Consider the following 20,697-nt stretch of genomic DNA (forward strand, 5'->3'; position numbering starts at 1 on the left):
GGATCAAGCCTCCTGCGGTACTTCTGTGGCGTAGATATCGGTCCAAAGCTCTTCGACAGCCGGCTCCGGTGATGTTTTGGCGAATTCCGCGCTCTCGTTCACGATGTCCTTGATCTCCTTGTCGATCGCCTTGAGGTCGTCCTCCGTCGCGTGCTTGCCGGTGAGCAAGAGCGAACGGACCTGTTCAATCGGGTCCCGTTCGTCACGCATCTTCTGCACCTCTTCGCGGGTGCGGTACTTCGCCGGGTCCGACATGGAGTGGCCGCGATAGCGATAGGTTTTGATCTCCAGAATATACGGGCCTTTGCCCGCGCGGCAGTGCGCGACGGCCTTCTGCCCGGCCTCCTTGACGGCCAGCACGTCCATCCCGTCGACCTCTTCGCCCGGAATACCGTAAGCCGCGCCGCGCTCCCAATAGCTGGGCGACATGGTTGATCGCTTCGTCGACGTGCCCATGGCGTATTGGTTGTTTTCAATGACGAAGATGCACGGCAGCATCCACAGCTCCGCCATGTTGTAGGATTCGTAGACCTGGCCCTGGTTGGCCGCGCCGTCGCCGAAGTAGGTGAAGGTCACGCGGTCATTGCCTTTGTATTTGTCCGAGAACGCCAGCCCCGCACCCAGCGGGACCTGCGCCGCGACGATGCCGTGGCCACCGTAGAAATGCTTCTCTTTCGAGAACATGTGCATGGAGCCACCTTTGCCCTTGGAATAGCCACCCTCGCGGCCCGTGAGCTCGGCCATCACACCATTCGGGTCCATCCCGCAGGCCAGCATGTGCCCGTGATCGCGGTACGAGGTGATGCGCTTGTCGCCTTCCTCCGCCGCCGCCTCGAGCCCGACAACCACCGCTTCCTGACCAATGTAGAGGTGACAGAACCCGCCAATCAGACCCATGCCGTAAAGCTGACCCGCCTTTTCCTCGAACCGCCGGATCAGCAGCATATCGCGGTAATAGGCCTTGAGCTCCTCCGCGGACACATTGGGTTTCTTGGTGGATTTTCGCGGTGCCATCTGAGCGGTTCTCCCTCGTCGCGCCCGGTTCCGGGCAGATAGTTTAGCGTTAAACTATCTCTTATCGGATTCGACAACGGAATGCGAGAGGCAATCTGACGCGTGGTCACCCACACCGTCAAACGCCTTTTTTCTATGGGTAAACCGACCTAGCGAATGACGATTTCATCGGTCCGTATCATGCCGAGAACCGAGCGTGCCTGCTCGTCCAACAGGTCGAGATCGAGGAAATCATCCGACAGGCGCTGCGTGAGGTTCTCCATGCGCGCCACCTCGGTCTGCACCATCTGCAGCTGCTTTTGCAGCGCGTCCGCCTCTGCGTTGATCTCCGCCCGGCGGAAGAGGCCAAAGTCGCCCTGCACGGCGGCGAAGGTGAAGTAGGTCGCCAGGCCCAACGCAAGAGCGAAGAACACGAAGGTGCCAATGGCGGGTCGAGGGGAACGGGTCATCTGCACTGCCTTTTGGTCGCCTCTTGGCGGGCGTAGCTCAACTATGACACAGCAAGGCGCATAAGGGAATCCCCTTTGTCACATTTCTGTTGAAAAACAGGCACTTTGCGGTGGATCAGGCAGTCAGGGCTGCCACACCGGGTAACTCCTTGCCCTCCATCCACTCCAGAAAAGCGCCCCCGGCAGTGGAGATATAGGTGAACGCCTCCGCGGCGCCCGCAGCATTGAGCGCGGCCACCGTATCACCGCCCCCCGCCACAGACACGAGCGCTCCGGACGTGGTCAACCGCGCGGCCTCAACGGCGGCGGCATTGGTCGCCTGATCGAAAGGGGCGATCTCAAAGGCGCCCATCGGCCCGTTCCAGATCAGCGTTTTCAACCCGTTGAACGCGTCGATCACGGCGGCGACGCTGGCGGGGCCTGCGTCGAGCACCATCTGATCCGCCGCCAGCACCGTATCAGGCCCCAAGCCAACGACCTCATGCGCTGCGCCCGCCTTGAACTCTCGCGCGACCAGTCCGTCGACGGGCAACAGGATGCGGCATCCGGTCTTCTCCGCCTCGGTCGTGATCGCCTTGGCCGTGCCGATGAAATCGGGCTCCTGCAGCGAGGCGCCCAGCTGCGCGCCTTGTGCCGCGAGAAAGGTGTTCGCCATGCCGCCGCCGATCACCAGCAGATCGAGCTTGCTCACCAGGTTTTCGAGCAGCGCAATCTTGGTCGACACTTTCGCACCGCCAACCACCGCGCCAACGGGCCGCGTCGGCGTCGAGAGCGCGCCCTCCAGCGCCGACAGCTCCGCCTGCATCAGCCGCCCCGCACAGGAGGGCAGCAGATGCGCCACCCCGGTCGTCGAGGCATGTGCGCGATGTGCGGCAGAAAATGCATCGTTGCAAAAGATATCGCCGAGCGAGGCGAGGAACTGCGCCATGCCCGGATCGTTCGCCTCTTCCATTGGGCTGAAGCGCGTGTTCTCGACCAGCACGACCGATCCGGCGGGCAGGGCGGCCAACGCGTCCGGGTTCGGGCGTTCGACAAAGGTGACCTCCTGACCCAGCGCAGTCTCCAGCGCGGGCAGGGTCACGCGCAGCGACATCTCCGGCACCACCTTGCCCTTGGGCCGCCCGAAATGCGCCAGCAGAATGGGCAGGCCGCCGCCGGCGAGGATGTCCTTGATCGTCGGTACAATGCGGTCGATCCGCGTTGTATCGGTCACGCGACCGTCTTCCACGGGCACGTTGATATCGACCCGCACCAGCACTCGCTTGCCCGCAAGCTCCATGTCATCCAGCGTCTTCCAGCCCATCACCCGCTCCTCTCATAGTCGTCGCGCCTTTGTGTTGCGCGTATCACCGCCTGCGTCAATGACCCGCTTGGCATTCAGGGCACCACCAATTAGGAAGTGCGCAACCGACAAAACAAGGAGTGCGGCATGGCCGAAATCAAAGATCCCGAAAACACGATCCTGATGGAGTTGAAGGGCGGCACCGTGACGATAGAGCTGTTGCCTGACGTGGCCCCGAAACATGTGGAACGGATGAAGGAGCTCGCGCGGGCCGGTGAATATGACAATGTCGCCTTCCACCGGGTCATCGAAGGCTTCATGGCGCAAACCGGTGACGTGCAGCACGGCGATATGGAAGATGGCTTCAACCTCTCGATGGCCGGCACCGGTGGCTCCGATCTGCCGAATGTGCCTGCCGAATTCTCCAAAGTGCCGCATGCGCGCGGCAGCCTCGGCGCCGCGCGCTCGCAGAACCCGGACTCGGCCAACAGTCAGTTCTTCATCAACTTCAAGGACAATGACTTCCTCAATGGCCAATACACCGTCTACGGCCAGGTGACCTCCGGCATGGAGCATGTGGACGCGATCGCCCGCGGCGAGCCGCCAGCCGAGCCCGACCGGATGATCTCGGTCAAGGTGGCAGCTGATGTATAAGGCGCTGATCGCATCGCTGATGCTGGCCACGCCCGCCGTGGCAACGGGCCTCGAGATCACTGTCGCAGGTGAGGCCAACGGCACCATTACCATCGACCTGCTGGAAGATGTGGCGCCGGGCCATGTGGAGCGCATCACCGCACTTGCGGAAAGCGGCGCCTACAACGGCGTTGTCTTCCATCGGGTGATCGAGGGCTTCATGGCCCAGACCGGAGATGTGGAGTTCGGCAAGACCGGGGGCGATATGCGCCGCGCGGGCATGGGTGGTTCTGACGAGCCGGACCTGGCGGCGGAGTTCTCCGACGTGCCGTTCGATCGGGGTGTGGTTGGCATGGCGCGGGCGCAGAGCCCGGACAGCGCCAACAGCCAGTTCTTCATCATGTTTCAGGAAGGCTATTTCCTGAACGGTCAATACACCGTTGTCGGCCGTGTGACCGAAGGGCTGGAGGTGCTCGATGCGATCAAGCTCGGCACTGGGCCCAACGGCGCCGTGATCGGCGCGCCGGACGTGATGCAGACGGTGACGGTGACCGACTGACCAATGGGCGGGGCGGGCCGTGGTGCCCGTCCGTGTTCACATATCGGCTGTGTCTTGCAACAGATCGGTCTCGGCCACGGGCCGCAACCCCAAGTTGCGATTGATGCCCGCGGAGCGTGCGCTATGCTGGATCAGACACACCGAAGAACCTTGGGGAGTGCATCTGTCTCGTGCATGAAGATGCCCGCACCGAAACCGCAACCGCCACAAAGACCGTCAACGTATATCACTGTCACGCCGACAACATTGGAGACAGGTTGTGCGGGCCTGCCCAGTATTTCTGGCCCGACAAAGTGGCGACGGCTGATTTTGCCAAGACACTGGCCGCACCGGAGAACCTTATTCTCGGGGGAGGACAGGTCTTCGGCCAGCTCAGCGCCTATGCCGAACACTACAAAGACAGCTTGGCGGGCGCGCTGATCGCATGGGGCGTTGGCGTGCCCGACAAGGGCAAGCAGACCGCGCAGGTGCTCGATGTGGCCTCCAGGTTCGCGCTCTTCGGCACGCGGCATTACGGCTGGCGCGACACGCTCACCTTCGTGCCCTGTGCCAGCTGCATGTCCGCCGCGTTTGACACTGTCCCCGAGCCGACACATGAGGTTGTCCTCTACGCGCACCGCAGGAAGACGCCGGAGTTCACGGCGGAGGAGGGGGTGCCCTTCATCACCAACAGGAACCAGAGCGCCCAGTCGGTGATCGACTTCATCGCCTCGGGCGAGACTGTGGTCACAAGTTCCTATCATGGTGTCTACTGGGCCCAGCTGCTGGGCCGTAAGGTTCTGTGCATCCCCTACAATCGCAAGTTTTCGACGCTGCAACACCCGGCTGTGACCACCACCGAAACATCCTGGAGATCCATGCTCTCCCTTGCAAAGCGGACGGAGCCGCTGTTGGATGCCTATCGGGAGATCAACCGGCGGTTTGCCGTCCAAGTCGCGGAGCGGCTCGAACTCGATGACTAGTCACGTCGGCAAGAAGCAGGTTCTGATCCACATTGGCCCGCACAAGACCGGCTCGTCCGCCATTCAAAGAAGCCTTGGGCAGCTGTCTGACGCGCTGACCAAGCTGGGGATATGTTACCTGCACTCCAGCGTGACGCATCAGGTCGCGCTCGATTTTGCCAATCAGCGCTATGATCAGGCGGAACAGGGGCTATCTGCGATTGCCGCCAGCATCACCGATCTGCAGCAGGACACCGTCCTTCTGAGCCATGAAGACTTCTGCGGCCATCTGATCGGACGAACAAAGAGAGGCGCGGTCTATCCCAAGCTGACCCGGAACCTGCGGGTGATGCGGCGCGCGCTGCGGCCCCACGCGGTCCGGTTCGTGTTTTTCCGGCGCGAGGAGCAGGATTGGCTGAAAAGCTGCTATCATCAGCATCTGAAGTATCGGACGCGATTTCACCGGCAAGACGATTTCTTCACGCAATTTGGGACCGATCTGTGCTGGACCCAAAAGCTGCAAAAGCCCAAGGAGGCCTTCGGCGACGCGCTCGTTGTCCTTGAGTACCAGGCAGATCCAAAAGCGGGGATCGCCGGCCTTCTCAGCCAACTGCCGCAAGAGGTAGCGTCCGCCATCAGGATACCTGCCGTCGAACGGGTGAACAGATCTCCGACCGAGGCGCAGATCGCGCAGCTGGAACGCATCAACGAGATGTCGGAATTCCCGGCAACGGCCTGGTTTGCCAAGTCCAGGGTGCTGAAGGGCGCGCCCTCGGCGCTGCCCCCTTCGACGGAGACGGACGCCCCCCCGTGGCCATCGACGCCTGATGCGCCTGACGGGTGTGCTCTGCCGGCGCTCTGGCAGCGGTCCAGCTCGCGCATTTCTCGGCAGAACGTGGCGGATATCTTGCCGCCCGCGACCGTGGATCTGGAGCAGCTCGCGGCCGAGCGGCTCCCGGGCGATGTCCCCATGCCGGATCTGCACCGCGCTGACATCCGCAATCAGTCGGCGATCCTCGACTACCACCTGCGCGGAAAATCCCGCCTCAGCCATCTGAACGGTCTGACGATCAGCTATCTGCGCCGGGACACGCCTCATACGAAAAAGGCGCGCCATCTCTTTCATCGGATCTGGCGCGAGCAGGGCTGGGTTCTGATCAATGAGCTCTCCACGCGATGGCTGATCTCGACCCTGCAGACCTTTCTCGACCACGGCGAAAATGAAGCGCAGCGCATGATCGGCACGGCCGGCTACTTCTATGGCAACATGATGAAGATCTACGAGGGAGAGCGGGCGATCGAAGGGCTCGAGCAAGATGGCCGTTATGCCACTCTCACGCCTCAAACGAAAAACCGGTTTCGGGGCATGGACAGATACCGCGTGGGCGGGTCTGATCTGATGCTGAACACCAATGCGCTGGCGCTGGACATCGCCGCACGGGACCCCGTCGCCGGCCTGGTTCTGCAGGAGTTTCTGCTACGCGTGAAATCCTCCGGAAACGTCTTTTCGCGTCACGACGCTACGCGACAGGAGCAGAAGGTCTCAATGCCCGGATTCGCGAATGCCTGGGCCTTCTTTGAGCCGTGGGACGACTAGGCCGACGGGTCGCCAGCCTGCGACCCTGGTCCGTCGCGCAAGGGCGGGCGCCCGGGTGGCAGCGTGGGGGAGAAGCGCCCTCCCCCCCATCGAAGGGGGTCGGGCGCTGCCCGGCGGGTCCCCGCCGGACCGCATAGCTGAACCGTGGCAGTCAGGTTTTCGGGTCCACGCTCTGGCCCTGTGCATCTGAACCGACGCGCAACTCATCCGGGACCTCGTCCGCGCGAATGACGATGGTGTCCTGCAGCGTTTCCAGGTTCTGCAGATCGTGCTCGAATTGTCGACGCAGCAGGGCCTGAACGTCAGGAGCCAGCGTCTCTCGCGGAAACAGTTTCGACAGCACGCTCTGGTGCCGCACGTGGTCGGCCACCGCAACCTTCATCACGTCAAGCTGGTCTTCCTCGACGCCCAGGAGCGTCATGACAAATGGCAAGGCAACGGCGTCGGGTTCGGAAAAGTCCCACACGATGATCCGGTTGTTCGGACAGCTCTCCCGAATGCGCGCGGCCAGGTCGAACCAACTCGGCACTCTTTCGGAAAAGTCGAGCCGCCCGCCGTCGCCATCCCTGTTTCCAGCCGGAAGCTGAAGCAGATACCGCGCCTGATCCGTGATCCCCAGGTGCAGATCCATGGAGTGGCCGTTGAAAAGCGCGCAGAGCTTGGCGATGCGCCGCTCCGCATGCGGCAGGATCACCCCTTGCCGCAGAACCCGCTTGGGATGCCCCATCAACGCGTGTTGGCTGGCGACCACTATTCTGTGGTCTCGCAGGTCTTTCCAGAACGCCGCGCTCCCCTCGGTCTCGAAGGCAAAATCCTCCATGCTGAGCGGACCCGCATTCACCAGGTGCCGCAGGTGCTTTCTGTATTCTCCGACCCGTATCAGGCGCACCTGCGTGTCCGACCGCACCGCCGGTGTTGCCGCAGCCTGCCAAATCAGATCATCGGCGATCCGCGGCGCGCCAATGTGAAAGTTGACATGGGTCCTTTGGGGCGTGGAGGTCATGGATGCCTGTGGGTCCTTGCAAGCCGGTCCGCCGTACAATGTGCGGGGAAGGTGTGCGCTCTGTCGCGGCATGTCTGGGTTGGCATCACAGCCGCACTAGACCTCAAAAATCGCGCGAGATGCAACCGGCAAAACGGTCGAGGCGACACCAGAGCTGAGAGACGGCCAGGCACGCAGGGCCTGCGTGATGCTTCCCTGATCAGGCCCATGCCATGAGCCCGGAACAGAAAAGGCGCCGCACCGCGACGCCTTTGGTCTGTTCGCTCCGCCGTGTGCCTAGGACGCAGGGTTGGCTTTGGCCGCAGGCGCCGACTTCGCGCCGGGGTTCAGCGGATCGTCCTGACGCTGCACCGAGCCTTCGAAATGCGCGCCGCTTTCGATGGCGATGGTCTTGTGGATGATGTCACCCTCGACCCGCGCCGTCGATGTCAGCCGCACCTTCAGCCCGCGCACGCGGCCCACGATACGTCCGTTGACGACCACGTCATCGGCGATCACCTCGCCCTTGATGGTCGCGGTCTCACCAATGGTCAGCAGATGCGCGCGGATGTCGCCCTCCACCGTGCCTTCCACCTGAATGTCGCCCGTCGTCTTCATGTTGCCCGTCACATGCAGGTCCGACGACAGCACAGAGGCGGGTGGCTTGGCCTTGGGCGGCGCCGGTTTGTAGTCCGCCGGGGCAGGGGAGGCGGGCGCCGAGGACGCCGCTGGTTTCGCTGTCTCGGTTTCTGCCTGCTTCTGGCCCGGTTCGTTGATTTTGCTCTTAGAAAACATCTCTTGCAGCCTTGATGTAGATCATTGGGTTTACAGCTTTCCCACCGACACGCACTTCATAGTGCAGGTGCACGCCGGTCACCCGTCCACTTGCACCCATATCACCGATATGATCCCCGCGCGAGACCCTTTGCCCTACTTTAACGCGAATTTTTGAAAGATGCGCATACCGTGTCTCAATGCCGAAGTCGTGCTGGATCTTGATCAGCCGGCCATAGCCCGATTGCCAACCGGCATAGGTCACCACACCGTCCGCCGTGGCGTGCAGGTCGGTGCCGGCGGGGGCTGCGAAGTCCACACCCTTGTGCATCCGCCGTCCGCCGGTCTTGGGATCGCGCCGGAACCCATAGTCGCTGGTGAAGCGGAACGCCTGCTTGACCGGCAGCGCAAACGGCGCGCGCTCCGCGGCGATCCGGTAAAGGTTGAGCTCGTCCATCTGCTCCAGAATGCGATTGGCGCGCAGGAAGTCGGGCGACAACTCCTCGCCGCGGCTGGAGAAGGAGAGCGGCGTCAGGGGCCCGCCTTGCCCAGAATAGCCGCGCCGCACCTGGTTGAGGATACGCTCAGGCGCCATGCCGGCGGCCTTGAACATCTTGTCGAGCGGCTCGACCGACACGGTCATCGCCTCTTCGAGCTGCCGGAAAATCTGGTCGTTGTTCTCTTGCATCAGCGCAATCTCGAGCGCCAACTCATCCGCATGCTCCAGCGCCTGCTGCGCATCGGCCACAACCTGATCGCGTTCGGCGGCGGTGCGGGCCAGCGCATCGGCGAGGAAATCAACCGGAACGCCCGGATCCCTGGAGGCCAGAAGAGCAGCCGCATCGGGATCGCCGACACCCTCCTGAACCGCTGCCAGCGCCGTCCGCGCGGCCTCGCGGTCCGTCATGGTCGCCCGAAGCGTGGCCTGAACGACCTCGAGCCCGGTTTCCAACTCATGCCGCCGGGTCTCGGATTCCAGCAGTTCCGACTGCATCACGGAGATCTGATCGAGGGCTGCGTTGAACCGCTCCTGTGCCGCCAGTGCCTCCGCCGCGCGCTGATCGCGTTGTGCCGACAAATCGTTCAGCCGCACCTGATAGGTGGCCTGATCCCGTTTGGCCTGCTCGCGGAAATTCCCGGCACCGATGCTGTCCATCAGCAGGATCGCCGTGGCGATGATCGACCAGCCCACCAAAAGTGCCGCACCCGAGAAGGCGATCAACTGAGTTTCGGGGCGCAGGCGGATAAATCGGGTGTCGGTGTCGGATTTCAGGAACACGCGGCGTTCGGGAAAATAGTGCTCCAAGAGCCCATGAAATTTGATTGCCAAACGTGTCCGCACGAAGCCGTCCCTCTGCTCGTCTTCCCCGATGCGCGCCCTTTCTCCCGAGGGGCAGCATCACACTCCGAAGTGCTTAATAAGCAGGCGAACGCGGAGCAAGCATGATTAACGGCCAACCCACAACTGTACGTTGAATTGTTGTAAATCGGCAAAAACCTGCTGGTTTCAGGGGGTTTTTCGCGCGTTTTGGCCTCAGGGCTGCGTTGCCAGGGGCCAATAGAAGTCCGGCGGGATGCCGGCCTCGGCGCGTTTTTCCTCGTTGAAGGGCGGTTTCAGCGCGCCGTGGAAATAGGTCCGGACCAGCGCGTGGAACCGCTCTTTCGGGTCCTCGTCATGCCGCCCGCAGAGGAAGTGGAACCATTTCGAGCCGTAAGCCACGTGACTGACTTCTTCCGCATAAATCGTCTCGAGCGCGTCCACCGCGTCCGCCACCTTGGCCTTGCGGAAAATCTCGATCATGCCCGGCGTCACGTCGAGCCCGCGCGCCTCGAGCACCATGGGCACAACCGCCAGCCGCCCCATGAAATCATCCACCGTATCCTCGGCCGCGCGCCACATCCCCGCATGGGCGGGCAGCGCGCCATAGCGGCTGCCCATCGCTTCAAGACAGTCGCACATCAGATTGAAATGTTTGGATTCCTCATCGGCCGCCTTTACCCAGTCGTCATAGAATCCCATGGGCATCCGCACATGTGCAAAGCGCGCGATGACGTCCCAATGCAGGTCCACCGCGTTGAGCTCGATATGCGCCACCGCATGCAGAAGTGCTGTCCGCCCCTCCGGCGTGCCGGGGCGGCGACGCGGCACATCACGGGGGCTCAGCAGCTCCGGCTCCGCAGGTCGGGCAGGGTGCAGCGGCGGGTCTGCCCGCCCGATCTCCGGCGTCTCGCCCCGGTCCCGCGCGGCCTGCCATTCCGCGGCAAACCGGCGCGACAGCGCGGTCTTTTCGCGGCCATCGGCGGTGCGCAACACCGCCTTGGCCATCTGCGCCAGCGGGATCACAGCGCCTGAACCGCCTCCAGCACCTCCTCCACATGGCCCGGCACCTTCACCTTGGGCCAGATGCGCGCGATGGTCCCATCCGCGGCAATCAGGACCGTCGACCGCTCAATGCCCATGAACTTCTTGCCGTACATGCTCTTTTCCTTCCACACGCCATAGTCCTCGCAGGCCGAGCCATGCTCGTCCGACAGGAGCGGCACGGTCAACTCCTTCTTGGCGACGAATTTCTCATGGCTCGCCATGCTGTCCTTGGAGATGCCGAAGACCTTGACGCCCGCTGCCTCGAACGCCGCCTTGCTCTCGGAAAAGCCCACGCTTTCCTTGGTGCAGCCCGGCGTGTTGTCGCGCGGGTAGAAAAACAGCACCACCGGTGATCCCTTCAGATCAGACAGCGTGACATCTCCGCCATCGGTGCTCGGCAGGGTGAAATCGGGGGCAGGGTCTGAAATCTCTGGCATAACACTCTCGTGGGTTTAAAGGTTTGCTTTCCAGTGACATATTAGACCGGAGCGGGCCACAGAAAAGGCCCGCCCCTCGATTAACCTCTGGTGTTCTCCAAGCTTCGAAAGCAGCCCTGCGTTTTGGACACAGATCCCGCCGATACGCCACGCCGCCGCCTCAGGAAGCGGTTCATCCTGCCGCCGGCGGTTCTTGTGCTGCTGCTCGCCGCCCTGGTGGGCGCGGCCTTCTGGGTCAAGGATCGCGACATCATCGTGCCCGGGTGGGTGCGCGCCCAGATCGAACAGCGCCTTACCGACGCCGTCCCCGAAGCGCGGATCGCCTTTGGAGAGATGCTCCTGATCGTAGATGAGGGCTGGCGCCCGCGGGCCCGGGTGCGCGACGTGCGTGTCACCACGCCCACGGGGACGGAGGTCGTCGCCTTCTCCGAACTGCGCGCCAGCCTGTCCATGAGCGGCCTGCTCAAAGGCCAGCTCGAACTGAAGTCCGTTGATCTCAGCGGCGTTTTCCTGACGCTCAGGCGCGGTGCGGAGGGGGTGCGGCTCTCCGGTGGCCTCGGCGCCCAGACTGCGACGCGCGAAGCGCCCAACCTGGCGCAACTGGTCGCCGATCTTGACGAGCTTCTGGAGCGCCCCGGTCTGGCCCGGCTGCGCAGTGCCGAGCTTCAGGCGCTGACGCTCCGCTATGAGGACGCGCGCGCGAACCGCGCCTGGACCATCGACGGCGGGCGTCTGTCGCTGCAGCGCTCCGGCTCCGTTCTCGGCATCAGCGTCGATCTGGCGGTGCTTGGCGGCGGGGCCGAGGTGGCCACCGTCAGCGCCAGCTATGCGGGCGAAATCGGCGCTCTGGCCTCCGATTTCGGCGTGACCTTCGCCAATGTGGACGCCGCCGACGTGGCGGTCCAGGGCCCCGCCTTCGGCTGGCTCCGGGCCCTGGATGCACCGATCTCCGGCTCCCTGCGCGGAGGGGTGAACGAAGACAGCAGCTTTGATCCGCTCAACGCCACCTTCCAGATCGGCGCAGGCGTGATCCAGCCCACACCGGAATCCCGAGCCATCCCGATCAACAGCGCACGCAGCTACTTCACCTATGTGCCCGCCACCCGGATGTTGCAATTCAACGAGTTGTCTGTGGATAGCAAATGGGTGAGCGGGCGCCTCGACGGCACGGCGCAGCTGGCCGACGACGGGCAAGGCCGCATCGAGGATCTCGTGGGCCAGCTGCGGCTCACCGATTTGCGCATCAACCCCGCGGACTTCTACGAAGAGCCCGTCCGGCTGGCCGAAGCCGAACTGGACTTTCGCCTCACCCCGCAACCCTTCGCCCTGCAACTCGGACGCCTGCAGGTGATCGACCAGGGCCATGTGCTTACCGCCAACGGCGACCTGCGCGCCGATGCCCGCGGCTGGGACATCGCGGTCGACGCCCAGATGGATGGCTACGACCCGGACCGCCTGATGGAGCTCTGGCCCGAACATGTGGTGCCGAAGACCCGCCGCTGGCTCAGCCAGAACCTGCTCTCCGGTCGTCTGCACGACATTGCCGCCGCGCTGCGCTGGCAGCCGGGTACCGAGCCCGAGACCTACCTGGGCTTCGACTTCGACCAGGCCGATGTGCGGTTTCTCAAGGAGATGCCGCTCATCCGCGGCGCCAAGGGGCATGCCTCGCTGCTCAAGGACCGCTTTGTGCTGGTCGTCGACGAGGGCGATGTCGAAGCGCCCGAGGGCGGTGCCGTCGATCTCGCGGGCTCCTCCTTCATCATTCCCGATGTGATGGCCAAGGACAGCACACCCGGCGTGATCCGGCTGCTCACCACATCCTCGGTCACCGCGGCCTTGTCGATGCTCGATCAGCCGCCGCTGAATGTCATGGCCAAGGCCGATCTGCCGGTCGCCCTTGCCGACGGGCGCGCCCGGATGGCGGGCACACTGGCCCTGCCGCTGGTGAAGGATCTGCCGGTCGAGGCGGTGGAGTTCGACGTCACCGGCCAGATCGCCGATGTGCGCAGCACCAAGCTGATCAAGGACCGCGTGCTCAGCGCGCCGCTGCTGGATCTGGTGGCCTCCGACGAGGCGGTGCAGGTGGCCGGTCGCGGCGCGCTCGACGGGGTGCCCTTCGATGTGGTCTGGGCGCAGCCGCTGAACAGTCCCGGCGCGCCGGGACGTGTGACCGGCCAGATCGAGATCTCGCCCGAGGCGCTCGATGCTCTGAAGATCGGTCTGCCGCCGGAATACGCCAGCGGGCAGGGCTCCGCCGACATCGACATCACCCTGGTCAAGAACCAGCCGCCCGCCTTGCAGCTCTCCTCCGATCTGCGCGGGGTCGGCCTGTCGATCCCGCCCATCGGCTGGTCCAAGGGGGCAGGCACCGCCGCCCGCTTCGAGATCAGCGCGTCGCTGTCCGAGGTGCCGGTGGTCGACACCCTCACGCTTGATGCGCCGGGCCTGCGGGCGGAGGGCGATGTCACACTGCAGGGGCCAGGCCAGCTTGACCGCGTGCGCCTCTCGCGGCTGCGCGTCGGCAACTGGCTCGACGCGCAGGTCGATCTGGTCGGGCGCGGCGCCGGCGTGCCGGTGGGGGTGGCGCTGCGCGGCGGCACGCTCGATCTGCGGCGCGCCGATATTCCCGATGGGGCCGCCTCCGGCGAGACGTCGCCGCTGACGGTGGCGCTCGACCGCCTGCAGGTCACCGATGCCATCGCCATCACCGCCGTCCGGGGCGACTTCACCACCGGTGCCGGGCTCGATGGTGCCTTCTCAGGGCGCATCAATGGCGGCGCTCAGGTCTCGGGCCGGCTGATCCCCCAGGGGCGCCGCAGCGCCATCCGGCTGACGGCTGCGGATGCGGGCGCCGTCTTTGCCTCCGCCAATGTCGTGCAACAGGTGCGCGGCGGCGCCTTCGAACTGGTGCTCTTGCCCGTCGGCACCGGCGGCGCCTTCGATGGCAAGCTCCGGGTTCAGAACACCAGCGTCGTGGAGGCGCCCGCCATGGCCGCGCTGCTCAATGCCGTGAGTATCGTGGGGCTCTTCAACGTGGAGGGCAGTGACAGCCTGTTCTTTTCCGAGGTCAACGCCGACTTCCGCCTCGCGCCGCGCCGGATCACCCTGCGGGAAGGCAGCGCGGTGGGCTCGTCCATGGGCATTTCCATGGATGGCATCTACGCCACCGACAGCGGCCAGTTGCAGATGCAGGGGGTGATCACGCCCGTCTATATCCTCAATGGCATCGGCAGCATCTTCACCCGCCCGGGCGAGGGGCTCTTTGCCTTCAACTACTCCATCGGCGGCACCGTGCGCGATCCGGAGGTCTTCGTGAACCCGCTCACGGCCCTGACACCGGGCGGGATCCGCGACCTGTTCCGCGGCCCGCGCCCGGATGTGCCCCTGGCCGAAGGCGAAGACCCGCCGCCGCCCCCGCCGGAACGTGAAAGACCCACTTTCACCCGCGGCGAAGATCGCTAAAAGGCGCCTCATGAAACTGAGCGATTTCGACTTCGATCTGCCCGAGCGGCTGATCGCGACCCGGCCTGCGGTGCCGCGCACCTCCGCGCGCCTGCTGGTGGCCGAGGGGGATGCGATCACTGATGCGGTGGTGTCGGAGCTCACCGACTTCCTGCGCCCCGGCGACCGGCTGGTGCTGAATGACACGCGGGTCATCCCCGCGCGACTGACCGGGCTGCGCCACCGGGTCAGCGCGCAAGGCGAGACACAGGCCAAGATCGAAGTGACCCTGCTGGAGCCTCGTGCCGATGGCACCTGGGCCGCGCTGATCAAGCCGCTGAAGAAGCTGAAACCGGGAGAAGAGGTGATCTTCAGCGCCGATCTGCGCGCCACCTTGCAGGACGTCCGTGACGGGCAGGGGCATCTCGCCTTCAACCTCTCGGGTGACGACTTCGACGCGGCGCTCAATACCGCAGGTGCGATGCCGCTGCCGCCCTATATCGCCGCCAAACGCCCGGCAGATGCGCAGGACCTGACCGACTACCAGACCGTCTTTGCCCGCAACAAGGGGGCGGTCGCGGCGCCCACGGCCTCGCTGCATTTCGACCAGGCCCTGCTGCAACGCATCGCCGGTCACGGCGTCGATTTTACCCATGTCACCCTGCATGTGGGTGCGGGCACCTTCCTGCCGGTCAAGGTCGATGACGTGACCACCCACAAGATGCACGCCGAATGGGGGCAGGTCAGCGCCGCCGCCGCCGCCGAGATCGCCGCCACCAAATCCGCAGGCGGGCGGGTGATTCCCGTGGGCACCACCGCGCTGCGTCTGATCGAGACGGCGGCCCGCAATGGCGAGATTGCCGCATGGGAGGGCGACACCGATATCTTCATCTATCCCGGCTTCCGGTTCCGGGTGACAGACGCGCTGATGACCAATTTCCACCTGCCGAAATCCACGCTGATGATGCTCGTCTCGGCGCTGATGGGCCAGGACAGCGTGCGCCGCATTTACGATCACGCCATCGGCCGGGAGTATCGTTTCTTCTCCTACGGCGATGCGTCGCTCCTCATTCCGGAGTAACCCTATGTGCCCAAAGCGACTCCCGACGTCGCGCATGAGCGTGACGGGCCCCGCAGCCTGCGGCAAGCAGGGCCCATCACGCCACCCCAGCCCACCGGGAGGGAGATATGCTTCAGGTTCTGTCTAGCGCTTGGGCGCTCTTGCTGGGGATGTCCCTGCTGATGGTCGGCAACGGCATGCAGGGCACATTGCTGGGCATCCGGGGAGAGATCGAGGGCTTTTCCACCTTCGAGATGTCCATTGTCATGTCCGCCTATTTCCTCGGCTTTCTCGGGGGCTCGCGCATGGCGCCGGGCATGATCCGCCGCGTCGGCCACGTGCGCGTCTTCGCCGCCCTTGCCTCGCTGATCTCGGCGGTGATGATCCTCTATCCCACGGTGACCGAGGTCTGGCTCTGGACGCTGGGCCGCGTGCTCATCGGGTTCTGCTTCTCCGCCGTCTACGTGACCGCGGAAAGCTGGCTCAACAACGCCGCCACCAACGAAAACCGCGGCCAGGCGCTCTCGCTCTACATGATCGTGCAGACTGCGGGCATCGTGGTCAGCCAGGCGCTGCTGCTGACCGCCGATCCATCCGGCTACGTATTGTTCGTGATCCCCTCGATCCTGGTCTCCATCGCGATCACGCCGATCCTGCTGTCGATCAGCCCGACCCCCGCCTTCGAGACAACCAAGCCCATGAGCCTGCGCGAACTGGCCGGCTACTCGCCCCTGGGATGCGTCGGCATGTTCCTGCTCGGCGGCGTCTTCTCGGCGCAGTTCGGCATGGCCTCTGTCTATGGCGCCAAGGCCGGGCTGTCGGTCGCGCAGATCTCCACCTTCGTGGCGATGTTCTTCGTCGGCGCGGTGCTGCTGCAATACCCCATCGGATGGATCTCCGACCGGATGGACCGGCGCTTCCTGATCCTGATCGTCTCGGCCATCGGGGTGGGGGGCTCGTTCCTCGGCATGGTGCTCGGCGGTCAGTTCACGCTGCTGCTGGTGTCGGCCTTCGTGGTCGGCGGCATGTCGAACCCGCTCTACTCGCTGCTGATCGCGCATACCAACGACTTCCTGCAGCATGAAGACATGGCCGCCGCCTCGGGTGGCCTCATCTTCATCAACGGGCTGGGGGCGATCCTCGGCCCGATCATCACCGGCTACATGATGGACGTCGTGGGGCCGGGGGGCTTCTACCTTTTCACCGGCATTCTCTTCGCCGCACTGGTCCTCTACGCGGCCTACCGCTCGACGGTGCGCAAATCCATTCCCGTCGACGAGACCGGCGCTTACGTCGCCGTGGCGCCGTCCTATACGCCGGTGGCCATGGAATATGCTCAAGAATACGCCATCGAGTCCGAGCTGAGTGAGGAAAATGCCGCAAATGATCGCTGATTTTGCAAGTGACGGTTGAATATGTCGGAATGATGCAAAATGTGACTATGAGAACCCTGTTAATCGAACGTAACATATCCACATGGTGTGTTGATAAGGAGTGTAGAGTGATGGTTGGCCCTGAAGAGATACTGAGCTTCTGGCTTGATGAGATTGGCACCGAGGGCTGGTACACGCAGTCGGACGCGCTGGATGCGGCGATCCGAACCCGGTTCGAAGAGACCTGGGAGGCCGCCATCGAAGGGCGCTTCTCGCTCTGGCTCACATACCCCTCCGGCGCGCTGGCCTACATCATCCTGATGGACCAATTCTCCCGCAACATGTTCCGAGGCACGGCCAAGGCCTTTGCCAGCGACAAGGTGGCGCTCGCGGCGGCGAAATCCGCTATCGACAAGAACTGGGATCTCAAGATCGACGAGCCCGCGCGGCAGTTCTTCTACCTGCCGCTGATGCACTCCGAAAACCTCTGCGATCAGGACCGCTGTGTGCGCCTGATGTGCGAGCGGATGCCCGAGCACGGGGCCGAGAACCTGTTGCACGCGCAGGCCCATCGCGCCGTGATCCGCGCCTATGGGCGCTTCCCCTTCCGCAACGACGCGCTGGCGCGCACGCCGACTGCCGCCGAGGCCGACTTCACAGCCAATGGCGGCTATGGCGAGATTGTCCGCAACCTGCAGATGGCCAAGGCCGCCTGAAGCCACAACATCCGACGCAGGACGGTTTTGCGGAGCGCGCATATGTCGCGCTCCTCTTCGTGTTGCTGCGCTGCCGGATATAGTTTAACGGTAAACTATATTTGGGGCTTACCTGCGAGGAGATGTCATGGCTGCGAAATCCTTTGATCTGATTGTGATTGGTGCGGGCCCGGGCGGCTATGTGGCCGCGATCCGTGGCGCCCAGCTCGGCATGTCCGTGGCCATCGTCGAACGCGAGCATCTCGGTGGCATCTGCCTCAACTGGGGCTGCATTCCGACGAAGGCGATGCTGCGCTCCTCCGAAGTCTTTCACCTCATGCACCGCGCCAAGGAGTTCGGGCTCAAGGCCGACAACGTGGGCTATGACCTCGACGCCATCGTCAAACGTTCCCGCCAGGTCGCGGGCCAGCTGTCGGGCGGCATCGGCCACCTGATGAAGAAGAACAAAGTGACCGTTGTTATGGGCGAGGCCACGATCCCCGCCAAGGGCAAGGTCACGGTGAAGACCGAGAAGGGCAGCGAAGAGCTCACCGCCAAGAACATCGTGCTCGCCACCGGCGCGCGGGCGCGCGAGCTGCCCGGGCTGGAAGCGGATGGCGATCTGGTCTGGACCTATAAGCACGCGCTGCAACCGAAACACATGCCGAAGAAACTGCTGGTCATCGGTTCCGGCGCCATCGGCATCGAATTCGCCAGCTTCTACAACACACTCGGCGCCGACACGACAGTCGTTGAGGTCATGGACCGCGTGCTGCCGGTGGAAGACGCCGAAATCTCGGCCTTCGCGAAGAAAAGCTTCGAGAAACAGGGCATGAAGATCATGCAGAAGGCCATGGTCAAGCAGCTTGATCGCGGCAAGGGCAAGGTCACCGCCCATATCGAGGTGGGCGGCAAGACAGAGAAACACGAATTCGACACGGTGATCTCCGCTGTTGGCATCGTCGGCAACACCGAATGGCTCGGCCTCGAGGCGCTCGGCGTCAAGATCGATCGCACCCATGTGGTCACGGACGAGTTCTGCCGCACTGGCGTCGACGGGCTCTATGCCATCGGCGACATCGCCGGTGCCCCCTGGCTCGCGCATAAAGCGTCACACGAAGGCGTCATGGTCGCCGAACTGATCGCGGGCCACAACGATGTGCACCCCGTGAAGCCCGAGAGCATCGCGGGCTGCACCTACTGCCACCCGCAGGTCGCCTCCGTCGGCTATTCCGAAGCCAAGGCGAAAGAGCTCGGCTATGAGATCAAGGTGGGCCGCTTCCCCTTCATCGGCAACGGCAAGGCCATCGCGCTCGGCGAGCAGGAAGGCATGATCAAGACGGTCTTCGACGCCAAAACGGGCGAGCTTCTGGGCGCCCATATGGTCGGTGCCGAGGTGACCGAGCTCATTCAGGGCTATGTGGTGGGCCGCCAGCTCGAGACCACCGAAGAAGACCTGATGAACACCGTCTTCCCGCACCCGACGCTCAGCGAAATGATGCACGAATCCGTGCTCGACGCCTATGGCCGCGTGATCCATATGTGATCGGCGGCGCGCCCCGACCAACGGGGCGCTCCTACAGGTCTTTGGAAAAGAAATGCATGTGCGGTCCCAGCATCGGTTGATCCCGGTAAGTCGTCGTTTCAATGGGACCGTCCAGTTCCACAAAACCCAGCCGGGGATAGAGACGTCGCATCTCGACATTGGGTGTCAGCGTATCGGCGACCAGCCGCCTCAACCCCATCTGCCGCGCCGCCGACTCCCGCGCCTTGATCAATGCGCGGCCAACGCCCGTGCCCCGGGCGCTTTCCACAACGAAGACCCGCTTCAACTCGCCCGTGTCCTGATCGAGCCGTTTGAGCATGCCACATCCGACGAGGTCTCCGGCACTGCTCCGCGCCACGACCAGACAGCCGTTCGGAGGCAGGTAATCCCCTGAATTGGCCCAGAACTCCGCAAGCGCGCTCTCCGGGGCGGCGGGATCGATGTCCAACCCCATGTCCCGCATGCGCTGCACGATGAGCGCGTAGTATTGCATCAGGAGGCCGCCCAGCTGATCCGTCGGCGGCAGCCTGTCACAGAGTTTGATCACATGGCCCTGCACCGGTGGTCCCCTCCAAGGGCGGGCCGCGTTATGGCGGTTGCCCCCTCAAGGGTAGGTCCACCTTGAAATCCGTTGCAAGCCCAATCGCGACGGCCACCGCTGGGCGCGCCCGACCCTGTCGATCCAAGCGGGCCGGTGGGCCTTGCGAGACGGACCCAAAAAGCTACGTCCTGCAGTTCTGCAAGGGCGTCATGTGCGGATACGGGTTGTGGCACGGGCCATCTGAACTCATGTTGCGGCCTCCGGTCCGTCGGGCCGGTGCACCTCCTACGGATAGGAACCCTGGTATGAGTATTTCACGTTTCGTCACCGCTCTCTGTTTCAGCATCTGGGCCGCATCGGGTCAGGCCGCCTCCATCACATGGACATTTGATATCGAGCTTGAGAACAGCGGCTCCGCGGTCGGCAGCTTTGTTTGGGACAGCGAGGCCAACAGCGTTACGGCCTGGAACATCAGCGTCTCGGAAGGTTTGGCCTCCGCCAACTCTGGGCCCCTGCCAGGCCAAACCTTCAGCAGCGCCAGCGCCGGGCATGAGGTGAATGCCTATACGCAGAACAGCGGCTACAGCTTTCTCAATTTCGAGACTGATGATCAGACCTACTGGTTCGGACCCGACAGGCCGCGGCACTTTCGGCTCGGGTTTGGCTACAGCGGGTTTGGCGCGCTCGATACACCCGTGACGGAGTTGGAACTGATTGGCGATACCCTCAGCATGTTTTCGGCCGCGCCGACAGGCGTTCTCGATTGCGGGGCCTGCTCGCCCTCCCGGAACGGAAGGCCAGGCTCGGTGATCAGTGCCGAGCCGACGCCCGACCTGACGCCCGTGCCGCTGCCAGGTGCGCTGCCGCTGGCCCTGATGAGCATTGCGACCTTTGGTGCCCTGCGCGGGCGGAGCCGGCGCGCCCAGGCTTAGAAATACTAAGCTGGACGACCTCCCCCGCCTTCGTCATATCTAGGCGGACCGGGATGGTCCCGGTGGAGATCTTCTC

19 protein-coding genes are annotated in these 20,697 nt (G+C 63.9%); 10 read left to right on the forward strand and 9 right to left on the reverse strand.

Features of this window, described 5'->3' with window-relative positions; translation table 11 throughout:
• Positions 1–3: 3 nt before the first annotated feature.
• From pdhA to Q1A71_RS09510, 3 genes are all read right to left on the reverse strand, one after another.
• Complete coding sequence (pdhA, locus tag Q1A71_RS09500) at positions 4–1,014, reverse strand: pyruvate dehydrogenase (acetyl-transferring) E1 component subunit alpha (protein WP_299674576.1); 1,011 nt, start codon at positions 1,012–1,014, stop codon at positions 4–6.
• Positions 1,015–1,163: 149 nt separating this feature from the next.
• Positions 1,164–1,463 carry a septum formation initiator family protein gene (locus Q1A71_RS09505; RefSeq protein WP_299674579.1) on the reverse strand — a complete coding sequence of 100 codons (300 nt, stop codon included), beginning with the start codon at positions 1,461–1,463 and terminating at the stop codon, positions 1,164–1,166.
• 115 nt (positions 1,464–1,578) lie between these two features.
• Positions 1,579–2,766: a phosphoglycerate kinase gene (locus tag Q1A71_RS09510; RefSeq protein WP_299674582.1), complete on the reverse strand. Its 1,188-nt coding sequence runs from the start codon at positions 2,764–2,766 to the stop codon at positions 1,579–1,581.
• 126 nt (positions 2,767–2,892) lie between these two features.
• Between Q1A71_RS09510 and Q1A71_RS09515 the strand changes: the two genes are divergently transcribed.
• From Q1A71_RS09515 to Q1A71_RS09530, 4 genes are all read left to right on the forward strand, one after another.
• Positions 2,893–3,399 carry a peptidylprolyl isomerase gene (locus tag Q1A71_RS09515; RefSeq protein ID WP_299674585.1) on the forward strand — a complete coding sequence of 169 codons (507 nt, stop codon included), beginning with the start codon at positions 2,893–2,895 and terminating at the stop codon, positions 3,397–3,399.
• Positions 3,392–3,937, forward strand: coding sequence for a peptidylprolyl isomerase (locus Q1A71_RS09520; RefSeq protein WP_299674588.1), 546 nt, complete (start codon positions 3,392–3,394; stop codon positions 3,935–3,937). The genes Q1A71_RS09515 and Q1A71_RS09520 overlap by 8 nt, the downstream gene beginning before the upstream one ends.
• A 170-nt stretch (positions 3,938–4,107) precedes the next feature.
• Positions 4,108–4,899 carry a hypothetical protein gene (locus Q1A71_RS09525; protein WP_299674591.1) on the forward strand — a complete coding sequence of 264 codons (792 nt, stop codon included), beginning with the start codon at positions 4,108–4,110 and terminating at the stop codon, positions 4,897–4,899.
• Entirely contained in the window at positions 4,892–6,475 is a 1,584-nt protein-coding gene (locus Q1A71_RS09530) for a hypothetical protein (RefSeq protein ID WP_299674594.1), read from the forward strand. The genes Q1A71_RS09525 and Q1A71_RS09530 overlap by 8 nt, the downstream gene beginning before the upstream one ends.
• 151 nt (positions 6,476–6,626) lie before the next feature.
• Here Q1A71_RS09530 and Q1A71_RS09535 read toward each other — a convergent pair whose 3' ends face one another.
• The 5 genes from Q1A71_RS09535 to Q1A71_RS09555 all read right to left on the reverse strand — a co-directional run bounded on the left by Q1A71_RS09535 (position 6,627) and on the right by Q1A71_RS09555 (position 11,033).
• The gene (locus Q1A71_RS09535; protein WP_299674597.1) at positions 6,627–7,478 is read right to left on the reverse strand and encodes a hypothetical protein; all 852 of its coding nucleotides are present in this window, start codon (positions 7,476–7,478) and stop codon (positions 6,627–6,629) included.
• A gap of 276 nt (positions 7,479–7,754) precedes the next feature.
• Positions 7,755–8,252 carry a polymer-forming cytoskeletal protein gene (locus Q1A71_RS09540; protein ID WP_299674600.1) on the reverse strand — a complete coding sequence of 166 codons (498 nt, stop codon included), beginning with the start codon at positions 8,250–8,252 and terminating at the stop codon, positions 7,755–7,757.
• Positions 8,242–9,573, reverse strand: coding sequence for a M23 family metallopeptidase (locus tag Q1A71_RS09545; protein WP_299674603.1), 1,332 nt, complete (start codon positions 9,571–9,573; stop codon positions 8,242–8,244). Before Q1A71_RS09545 ends, Q1A71_RS09540 begins: the two co-directional genes overlap by 11 nt.
• Positions 9,574–9,765: 192 nt before the next feature.
• Positions 9,766–10,575, reverse strand: coding sequence for a ferritin-like domain-containing protein (locus tag Q1A71_RS09550; RefSeq protein ID WP_299674606.1), 810 nt, complete (start codon positions 10,573–10,575; stop codon positions 9,766–9,768).
• Positions 10,572–11,033, reverse strand: a complete 462-nt coding sequence (locus Q1A71_RS09555) for a peroxiredoxin (protein ID WP_299674609.1) — start codon at positions 11,031–11,033, stop codon at positions 10,572–10,574. Before Q1A71_RS09555 ends, Q1A71_RS09550 begins: the two co-directional genes overlap by 4 nt.
• 123 nt (positions 11,034–11,156) lie before the next feature.
• Between Q1A71_RS09555 and Q1A71_RS09560 the strand changes: the two genes are divergently transcribed.
• The 5 genes from Q1A71_RS09560 (at position 11,157) to lpdA (ending at position 19,148) form a co-directional block, all read left to right on the forward strand.
• The gene (locus Q1A71_RS09560) at positions 11,157–14,495 is read left to right on the forward strand and encodes a DUF3971 domain-containing protein (RefSeq protein WP_299674612.1); all 3,339 of its coding nucleotides are present in this window, start codon (positions 11,157–11,159) and stop codon (positions 14,493–14,495) included.
• A 10-nt stretch (positions 14,496–14,505) separates the two neighbouring features.
• Complete coding sequence (queA, locus tag Q1A71_RS09565) at positions 14,506–15,555, forward strand: tRNA preQ1(34) S-adenosylmethionine ribosyltransferase-isomerase QueA (protein WP_299674615.1); 1,050 nt, start codon at positions 14,506–14,508, stop codon at positions 15,553–15,555.
• Positions 15,556–15,662: 107 nt separating this feature from the next.
• A complete protein-coding gene (locus Q1A71_RS09570) occupies positions 15,663–16,928 on the forward strand; it encodes an MFS transporter (protein ID WP_299674618.1) in 1,266 nt (421 codons plus the stop codon).
• Between the two features lie 110 nt (positions 16,929–17,038).
• Entirely contained in the window at positions 17,039–17,623 is a 585-nt protein-coding gene (locus Q1A71_RS09575; RefSeq protein ID WP_299674621.1) for a DUF924 family protein, read from the forward strand.
• Between the two features lie 127 nt (positions 17,624–17,750).
• The gene (gene lpdA / locus Q1A71_RS09580; protein ID WP_299674624.1) at positions 17,751–19,148 is read left to right on the forward strand and encodes a dihydrolipoyl dehydrogenase; all 1,398 of its coding nucleotides are present in this window, start codon (positions 17,751–17,753) and stop codon (positions 19,146–19,148) included.
• Between the two features lie 31 nt (positions 19,149–19,179).
• Here the strand turns inward: lpdA and Q1A71_RS09585 are convergent, their stop codons facing one another.
• Positions 19,180–19,695, reverse strand: a complete 516-nt coding sequence (locus Q1A71_RS09585; protein WP_299674627.1) for a GNAT family N-acetyltransferase — start codon at positions 19,693–19,695, stop codon at positions 19,180–19,182.
• Between the two features lie 299 nt (positions 19,696–19,994).
• Between Q1A71_RS09585 and Q1A71_RS09590 the strand changes: the two genes are divergently transcribed.
• Positions 19,995–20,621, forward strand: coding sequence for a hypothetical protein (locus tag Q1A71_RS09590; RefSeq protein ID WP_299674630.1), 627 nt, complete (start codon positions 19,995–19,997; stop codon positions 20,619–20,621).
• Positions 20,622–20,697: the final 76 nt, after the last annotated feature.

The organism is uncultured Roseobacter sp., assembly GCF_947493125.1.
GTDB lineage: Bacteria > Pseudomonadota > Alphaproteobacteria > Rhodobacterales > Rhodobacteraceae > Roseobacter.